General features: G+C 38.5%; 5 protein-coding genes. All 5 read right to left on the bottom strand.

The window, feature by feature from the left end:
• Nucleotides 1-903 precede the first annotated feature (903 nt).
• On the bottom strand, nucleotides 904-2,211 hold the full coding sequence (locus ASD98_RS03470) for a peroxiredoxin (RefSeq protein WP_056200294.1): 1,308 nt from the start codon (nucleotides 2,209-2,211) through the stop codon (nucleotides 904-906).
• Between the two features lie 330 nt (nucleotides 2,212-2,541).
• Nucleotides 2,542-5,793 carry a hypothetical protein gene (locus ASD98_RS03465; protein ID WP_056200291.1) on the bottom strand — a complete coding sequence of 1,084 codons (3,252 nt, stop codon included), beginning with the start codon at nucleotides 5,791-5,793 and terminating at the stop codon, nucleotides 2,542-2,544.
• Between the two features lie 336 nt (nucleotides 5,794-6,129).
• Nucleotides 6,130-7,842, bottom strand: coding sequence for a collagen-like protein (locus ASD98_RS03460; RefSeq protein WP_056200287.1), 1,713 nt, complete (start codon nucleotides 7,840-7,842; stop codon nucleotides 6,130-6,132).
• Nucleotides 7,843-8,267: 425 nt separating this feature from the next.
• Nucleotides 8,268-9,086, bottom strand: a complete 819-nt coding sequence (locus tag ASD98_RS03455) for a hypothetical protein (RefSeq protein ID WP_128414777.1) — start codon at nucleotides 9,084-9,086, stop codon at nucleotides 8,268-8,270.
• The coding region (locus ASD98_RS23960) for a hypothetical protein (RefSeq protein ID WP_199866268.1) at nucleotides 9,067-9,375 on the bottom strand (309 nt) is incomplete at its 5' end. The genes ASD98_RS03455 and ASD98_RS23960, both read right to left, overlap by 20 nt.

The raw sequence follows: 9,375 nt of genomic DNA, 5'->3' as shown, positions 1-9,375 counted from the left end.
CCTTTATAAAACAGTCTGCATCCTTTTGTTTGTCTACTTTATAGAAAGTATTATTTTTCATATCTATATAATTTTTGGTATAAATCACATTGTATTTTATGGCCTAAAATTACTTCGAGATCAAAACCTGGATAACCTGTCAAAGTCATTAGTGTATTAAAATAGGATTAAATACTGTTGCTTCTTTTGTGATCAATAACCTGTAAAAACAACATGAAAGGCATTACGTATTTTAATTTTACGCTTCAAAATCTTATATAACATACTAAAATTCAACCTTTAGAAGCTTTTAGAATTACAGATTAAGTCATTATATATTTTTGATCTGAAAGCAAAAAAGCAAACCCTAATTAACTAAGCCCTTTTTTAGAAGACTTCCTTTTGTTAGTTTCAAAAACTACTTACAGATCTAAAATTTAATGTTATTGCTGCGTAAACAAGTTTGCTGACACATCATATTTAAGAGGTCTAAGCGTTTATAAGACAAAAAAAAAGAGGTAGTATAAACTCCCTCTTTTTAAGAAAACAATTACCAAAAATATTATTTTTACTCCCTTGAAGTAATGAAAAATAACACACAAATATATTTTTAATAAAACAGTTTAATGTCCCCTAAAAGGTTAATAATATATAGATTAAGCTTTTTGTTGTTTCAAAGAAATTACGTGAGGATTCAAGGTGTACTGGTCTCAAAATATGATTTACTCCGTAAGATGTAAAGCTTAAAAAAAACAAAAAATATGCTTCTATTATATTAGCAAAAAACCTCATAATAAGACCTTTATTTCAGATCAAATAAATTAACACTTCAGTAAGTTTTAATCTGCGAAATCATTTAATCCAGGGTCAGCTTTTACAAAAATCATTCGTGAAAATTCGTGCAATTCACGGCAAACCTAAATACTAATTCAAAATACCAGCATCAGCCAATCGGGCGTAACGTCCGGTAATAATTCCGTTTTCGTCAATTACAAAAATTGTTGGCGTACCTATTACCCCAAAACTGGAAAAATTATAACCTGTACTTCCTCTAAAATCACAGTTTTTATTCTTCCACGGAAATCGTGCTGCATTTTTTTTATATTCGTCAGGATCAACATCCGAGGCTGCCGTAACTACTTCGTAGCCCTTTTTTTGAAGTTCCTGATAGTTGCCTAATAAAAGATTGATTTCATTATCGCAATTGTTGCATCCCGTTTCATAAAACACCAAAAGCGTTTTTTGTTTTTTATTAAAGCTGTAGTTCCCTGACTCCCAAAGCAAATCCGGAGCAGCCATACCTATTTGCGGCCCACCCATTGCAGATAATAAAAAGTGACTTGGCTTTTCTATTCTGCCGGATTTTGCCAGGTATGCCCCATACGGACTGCCTACATTGTCTTTTCCGGTTTGAGCCAATTGTTTCACCACTAAATCTGCAAAGTCAGTAAACTGGATATTATTTTTTATTCTTGTGCCGATCTGCTGTAAGTCTGCTAGTAATTGTTCATCATTTTTAGACTGCTGGATCTGCAGATTCAGCCAACCCGTTACCACATCATACCAGACACCGCTGCTATAAAGATCGTCGAAGTTTAGTTTAGACATTACAAAATCATTGGCTGCTGTTGCTTTTTGCTCTGGACCGTCTTTAATATCATTGAAATTGCCCATTAAAAAATCGAATATTTCTATCATGCGCGCGGCATAAAACGGATTTTGCGCATTACTGTTTTTGAGCGATTTATATTGCTGGCTTAATTGCTCCTGCTCTTTTTCAAACGGTGCATAAACCGCATCAGCAACTGTGTAGGCTGCCAATGCATTTTTTGCCAGTGCTGCTTTTTGCAAAAGTCGGTTTTTTTGTAGGGTAGTCTTCATAAAATATTCATTTTCAGGCGAATATTTAAAAAAAATATTATCAAAATTTGGGGCTTCTTCCTTACAGCTTACCGTAAAATTTTCCTTGTTTATTGCCAGGTCCAGGCCTCCGCCATCTGTTAGTAAAAAACGCAGCATGCCTTTGTACCCCTTAAAGCGGTCTTTGAATACTATAGTCGTTTTACCGGATTTGTCTAATGTTCCTTTGGCAATCGTATCTGTTTTTTGCCCGTAAAAACCTAAACAGAAGTACGATTTGCCGCCAAAATGGCTCCAGTCAATATTTACTGTTTGACTTTGTGCTGGTATTGCGATTATAATCGCAATAAGCACTAAAAAAAATTGTTTCATCCTGCTTCCTTTTTATTTATACTCCTTCATTTGATGTAATTAATTTTAACACATAGCATCATAGATTTAGAAAACATAATAAAGGCATTTCATTTACTTAAAAACACATAACTATGTGTTAAAAACTAGTTTCTTCATTGCCTTCTTTTTTATATATGAAATCTATATCTCTATGTGTGTGTTTTTTAAATTGCACCCAACGGGTTATTCTATTAAAAAAACCGGTATTACTAAATTGTAACCCGGTCTTTTTCTTTGTTCCTGCAGGCAGTGTGATCTGCCTGCAGGTTTATTGGCTTTTGTTTTTTTTCTACAATTTAGTATTAACTGCTATAATTCCATACAACGTACAGACCATCCCTGCCAATAAGTAAAAACATAACTCACCGAAGCACGCATATCTGAACCTACAACCAAAGTGTTGGCACCTACTGCTGCGCTTGTGGTTGGGCCATCAGCCGACCAATAATACCCACCTACATTCAGGCCAGATGGTATAACAGCCCCATTAACTAATTGATTATAGCCCGACATAGGCATATACAATAATTCTCCAATTTTACCCATTGATGTAAGATTACTACTAGATGTGTAAGAAGTACCAAACCTTGAATAGGTATTATTTGCAACTACACCTTCCCATTCACTGTTAGTCGGGATACGATAACCAGCAGGACATGGATCCGAAACTCCTTTTTTAGGGCTTTCACTTCCAGGATTTCTTGAAGCATTATAATTGTAATACATTGAAGTAGTTGGGATCGCTAGATTGCCTTTCTCCAATGAAACTTTTTGTCCTATTAAGAAATGATCCCCAATTAATCCATTTTGGATTACAGTATAATCAAGCGAAGCATCAGCCCCTAAGTTATGACACATAAAACTTTTCCAAACTCCTGCCGCCACAAATGCACCACAACAAGCGCAATCCTGAATTTTAACATTCAATTGTACTGCTACATCTTTAGTACCATCATTGTAAACGGCATATATTTTTACGTTTATCGCATTGGCTGCCGTTCTTCCCCAAACTATACTGCCGGAATCACTTAAAGTGTTTTTGTAAGTTACAACAAGCGTCACTACCTGACTGTTGCCTACAGTTCCCGGAACTGCCACTGCATCTGCATTAGTACTTTGTACAGCACCATTTGCATCGACAACTACAAAACGAAGATTACGCTTTGCTCCACTTGAACTTGCTGTAAATACGTAATTTTGCACGTTTTGCGTTGCGAAATTCGTCATATTCACTGTACGAATCGTTTTTGAACCACAGGTACCTCCATCATTTTCAGGAGCCTTATTGATATCAAAACATGTTTTCCCTACTAAAATACCAGAACCTGCAGGCAGTGCTTCCGGATTTGCTGATACATTTACTGCAAATACAGGAGATGTTCCTGTTATTCCTGCAGCACAGCCATTGGTTACTATACAATAAAAATACATAGTGCCTGCAGCTGCTGGTGTGTACGTATACGATGCACTTGTAGCACCGCTGATCGCTGAACCGCCCGTTACTGATGCTGTAGTATTAGAATACCATTGGTAGGTTTGCGTATTGCCATTTGTTACTGACACACCCATCGTTTTCCCAATACCTGCAACTGTACTCGCAGTAGTACCCGTAGAAGCTGATACTACAGGAGTTGGACAAAGAGGGCTTACATTAACTACTTTAGTGATTTCTTCAGAAGTACCACAAGCGTTTGTTCCCTTCACTTTAATCGTTATTGATGTACCTGTTGCAGGGATGGTAATAGTGGTACTCGAAGTTGTCGCGCTTAATTTTACCCCGTCTACAGTCCACTCATAAGATGTTGCTGATCCTGCCAATAATTTTGTCTCGTAAAAAATTCTATCCCCGTTATTTGCTGTTGTACTGGTTGTTTTCCAGTCAAGCACCGGTATAGTAGATTCCTCCATCGGAATTGTTTTGGATGCAGGAGCACTTGCACATCCTGTAGCATTGGTTACCGTTGCTGTATAGGTTACCCCCGGTGTATCAACAGTAATGGTTTGAGTAGTCTCTGTCATTGCTACACCATTTTTGTACCATTGGTAGGTATAAGTTCCTGTTTGCTGTGGCGTAACCGTTAAATCTGCTGTACCATTACACAGAACCCCTCCTGTTAAACTCGTAATAGTTGGTGTTCCCGGAGCTGCACCACCTGTAATTGGCACTGTAATCGTACTTGCTTCAACCGGACAGGCTGCACCGCTATTGTCTGTAGCTACCATACGAATCAGTATATTTGCAATATCTGCAGGAATTTTATAAGGACTTGTAATGATCGTCTTGTCGTTGTACCATGTATAGGAAACTCCCGGCTGCGGGTTATTTACTTTTAATACCAAATTTCCTTCTGAACAAAATGAGGTAACCTCATTGATTGCCTTGTTGTTTATCAATACATCAGCATTATTAAGCGTAATTGGCGTTCCTGTTGGAGTCTGCACTGTAATAGTAACCGTATTTGACTGTTTGCTGTAGCAGCCATTACTTCCTGCTGCCGCAAACCATGCTCCTTGATCTACACTTCCTGTAAGGGTAATTATTGTTCCCGTTTTAGAAGTTAATTCTCCATTTTTGAACCATGTTACGGCACCTGATGCGCCTGATGCTGTTAAGGTAATAGTGCCCGATGGTCCGCAAATTATTCCGTTGTTTGAAGCTACAATTGTGTTAATTACTGCCGGCGAAGTACCGCTCTCTGTAATAACACGTGCATTGCTGGCAATTTCGTTACAGCCCGCTGCTCCAAGAGAAATATTATAAGTGCCCGGCATTGTTGCTGCATAATAATTAACGCCTCTCGCTACCTCAATACCATTACGGGTCCAAATCACTTTACTTAAGTTTGCTGTAGAAGAAGGTATTGATAAATAAACCGCTCCGCCTGAGCATAATGTCAAAGCGCCGTTACTTGGGCTGACTGCCGGAACACTGCCAAGTGTAGTATCACATTCAATAGCTTTCTGCATAAACAGAAAATCCTTAAACTGCCCTGTACAAGAGCTTGTTACTCTTACTAGTACAGTATGAGGTGTAATGGACTCATTTACATTAAAGTTTATTTTAAATGTTCCTGCTGTAGAATTAATATTGCTTAACACTGCATACTCGCTTCCTGCCATAATAGCTATCGAGAAAGGACCATTAGGGCAGTCTTCGTCTGTTACTGTAAAAGTCTGGTTACAGCCTGTTCCATCTGCTTCTGCTGTACACGGCTCAGGGCTTATTTTGGTCATACTTGTTCCTTCGCACAAGCTTATCCAGCGTGTGGCGTTCCAGTATTCCACACAATTTGTTGTTGTATTATAAATAGTAAGGCCGTTTGCCAGTCCTTTTTTAACGGGATCGCTAATAGCGCCAATTGCCAAAGTATTTCTTTGGGCTGTAGTCAATTGAGGCAGGCGCAGTCCGCCTTTCCCGTTACTAACCACTTCGACTGCCGAAAATGTTTCGGCTGCCTTTGGCTTACCGCTTATATTTCCAATAGTTGTCTGTGCACTTATACCAGCTGTAAAAAATACAGCCCATACAAAAAGCCAAAGACTCAATAGATTTTTTTTCATTATTTCTTAAATTACATTAATACTTGTTAAATTTTATTCTGAGAATAATCTCACTAAAACCACTAATCAACACCTTACAACTGTTTTGTTTTAGAATTTGAAATCGCTTTCAAAAGTTGAAACCAACTTTTGAAATAACAACCTATAAAAAAATTTATTCCATTATGGAATTCCCTTCATTTTCAAAAACTGAAACTTATTTTAAAAAAGTTATAAGCTCACAACTAGTAATTATTACTTTAACTCTTTATGAGTTCAATCCATTTTTTGTTATTAACTCATGTTCGAGGTTACGGCCTGAACCGTAACCGAACAGAGTTTTAAAAACTTTAACTTTTACATGAATGAAATAACATACCAGTTAGTTCCATCTGATTGTAATGTTACTTTTAGACTTCCACCTGCACTTCCGTAGTAATCAGACAAGATTTCTTTTGAAGATTTTGTATCAGAATAAATAACATCCTTATCAAATTTAACTGTTACTTCTGCACCAGAATCGGTTGTGATATCCATTTGGTTAATTACCAAGATTCTACCTTCACTTACTGCTGCGTCAGGTAAAGTGATTGTTACATCAGAATTTAATTTATTAGCAATTATTGTATAATCTGTAGCAGCTACTGTATAATTTGCATGAATAATTTTAATACCCATTACATTGCTTGCAGCAGGAGATTTCCATTCTACTGTTTTAACATCACCGTTTTTAACAGTTGTTAAAACTTGTCCTTCTACAGTTGATGGTACAAGGTCAACAGTTGCATCTGCTAAAGTTGCATCAGTTCCTTCAACTTTCAATACTGTAGCTGGAGTTGTAGAGCTTAAATTTGCTTTAGTAATAGCTTCAGCATCTTGCCATGTTACAGTAGTTCCAATTGTTTTTAATATTTGTCCTTCTGTACCTGGAACTATATTAACTTTTGCATCTTGCAATAATGCCCCCGTACCAGTTAGAACTTCTATAACAGTTGAATCTGTAGTAAGAGCTCCTTTATTAGTAAGAGTTGAAGCATCAACAGGTTTAGCAGAAATTACTGAACCAATAATCTCGATTCCTGTACCACCAGTATAAAGTGGCGCTGCTGTACCAGGAAGACCTTGTGGTCCAGCAGGTCCTACAGGTCCTACATCTCCAGCTAGACCTTTCAATCCGTCTAGATATTCGGTAATTGTTTTTCCGTCATTTCCAGGAAGTTCTTTCCAGATCTCAAATGCCGATTTTCCATCAGTACCGTTTGTTCCGTCAGTACCTTTCAATCCGTCTAAATATTCAGTAATTGTTTTTCCGTCATTTCCAGGAAGTTCTTTCCAGATCTCAAATGCTGATTTAGATTTTCCATCAGYACCGTTTGTTCCGTCAGTACCTTTCAAYCCGTCTAAATATTCAGTAATTGTTTTTCCGTCATTTCCAGGAAGTTCTTTCCAGATTTCGAATGCCGATTTTCCATCAGCACCGTTTGTTCCGTCAGTACCTTTCAATCCGTCTAAATATTCAGTAATTGTTTTTCCGTCATTTCCAGGAAGTTCTTTCCAGATCTCAAATGCTGATTTAGATTTTCCATCAGTACCGTTTGTTCCGTCAGTACCTTTCAACCCGTCTAAATATTCAGTAATTGTTTTTCCGTCATTTCCAGGAAGTTCTTTCCAGATCTCAAATGCWGATTTWCCATCRGCACCGTTTGTTCCGTCAGTACCTTTCAATCCGTCTAAATATTCAGTAATTGTTTTTCCGTCATTTCCAGGAAGCTCTTTCCAGATTTCGAATGCTGATTTACCATCAGCACCGTTTGTTCCGTCAGTGCCTTTTAATCCGTCTAGATATTCGGTAATTGTTTTTCCGTCATTTCCAGGAAGTTCTTTCCAGATCTCAAATGCAGATTTACCATCAGCACCGTTTGTTCCTTTAATGTTACTCCATGTTCCGTCTGCTCCGTCTTTTCCAGGTACGTAAACCCAGGTTCCAGAATCATTCGTTACAATTGTAGTATTTACTCCAGGTCCGCCTTCTTTTCCAGGAATACCAGGAACGCCGCTTGTTCCAGCCATTCCTTCAACTCCTACAACTCCAGCATCCCCTTTATCTCCTTTTTCTCCTTTAAATCCGTCTGCTCCATTTATTGGAATCCAATCATCTGGATTATTTGTATCTCCACCCGGTTTTAAAATGTAAACAATTCCAGTATCCTGGTTTATATATATTACTGTATTAGCATCTATACCAGGGGTTCCAACGGCTCCAGGCTCACCTTTTCCTCCAACTACACCATCTTTACCTTTTTTACCGTCAAGGCCATTGATCTTAACCCAGTTTGTTTTAGTCTGCCATTCAATATTACGCTCATCTACAGTTTTTTTATCTCCTATATAGGCATAGATATCACCATTCGGATCTTTTATAATTGCATCAAGGGTAGTAATTGTGCCTGGCGTACCTGGTTCGCCAGCTGCTCCGGCAATACCCGCTGCACCATTCAGACCATTGATTTTAATCCAGTTTGTTTTTGAAACCCAATCAGCATCACGACCCTCAACTGTATTTTTTGTTCCTCAATCTGGGTTGTGATAGCTCCCGGTGTACCAGGAACTCCAGCTGCTCCGGCAATACCCGCTGCACCATTCAGACCATTGATTTTAATCCAGTTTGTTTTTGAAACCCAATCAGCATCACGACCCTCAACTGTATTTTTTGTTCCTACATAAGCATAAATATCTCCATTTGGATCCTGCATGATCGCATTAAGGGTTGTAATRGAACCCGGCGTACCAGGTGCTCCAGTTGCTCCTCCAATACCAGYTGGTCCTGCAAGACCATCTGTTCCGTCATTACCGTTAATTCTGACCCAGTTTGTTTTTRAAACCCACTCAGCATCACGTTCGGCAGCTGTATTTTTTGTTCCTATATAAGCATAAATGTCTCCATTTGGATCCTGCATGATCGCATTAAGGGTTGTAATGGAACCCGGTGTACCAGGTGCACCAGCTGCTCCTCCAATACCGGCAGATCCTGCAAGACCATCTATTCCGTCATTTCCGTTAATCTTAATCCAGTTTGGTGATTTCTCAGCCCATTCATTAGCACGGCCAGCAATTGTAGTATCTGTTCCAATATAAGCATATATATCTCCCTTAGGATCTTTTACAATTGCATCAAGGGTTGTGATAGCTCCCGGTGTACCAGGAACTCCAGCTGCTCCGGCAATACCCGCTGCACCATTCAGACCATTGATTTTAATCCAGTTTGTTTTTGAAACCCAATCAGCATCACGACCCTCAACTGTATTCATAAGCATAAATATCTCCATTTGGATCCTGCATGATCGCATTAAGGGTTGTAATAGAACCCGGCGTACCAGGTGCTCCAGTTGCTCCTCCAATACCAGCTGGTCCTGCAAGACCATCTGTTCCGTCATTACCGTTAATTCTGACCCAGTTTGTTTTTAAAACCCACTCAGCATCACGTTCGGCAGCTGTATTTTTTGTTCCTATATAAGCATAAATGTCTCCATTTGGATCCTGCATGATCGCATTAAGGGTTGTAATTCCATTTGGATCCTGCATGATCGCATTAAGGGTTGTAAT

Source organism: Flavobacterium sp. Root186 (assembly GCF_001428525.1).
Lineage (GTDB): Bacteria > Bacteroidota > Bacteroidia > Flavobacteriales > Flavobacteriaceae > Flavobacterium.
Note: the sequence above shows the minus strand (reverse complement) of the source record. Positions and strands in the feature narration are given on the sequence as shown.

What these genes read in the sequence shown, in the direction of transcription:
- ASD98_RS03470 (WP_056200294.1), bottom strand. Translation starts at nt 2,211, where the DNA reads ATGAAACAATTTTTTTTAGTGCTTATTGCGATTATAATCGCAATACCA.
- ASD98_RS03465 (WP_056200291.1), bottom strand. Translation starts at nt 5,793, where the DNA reads ATGAAAAAAAATCTATTGAGTCTTTGGCTTTTTGTATGGGCTGTATTT.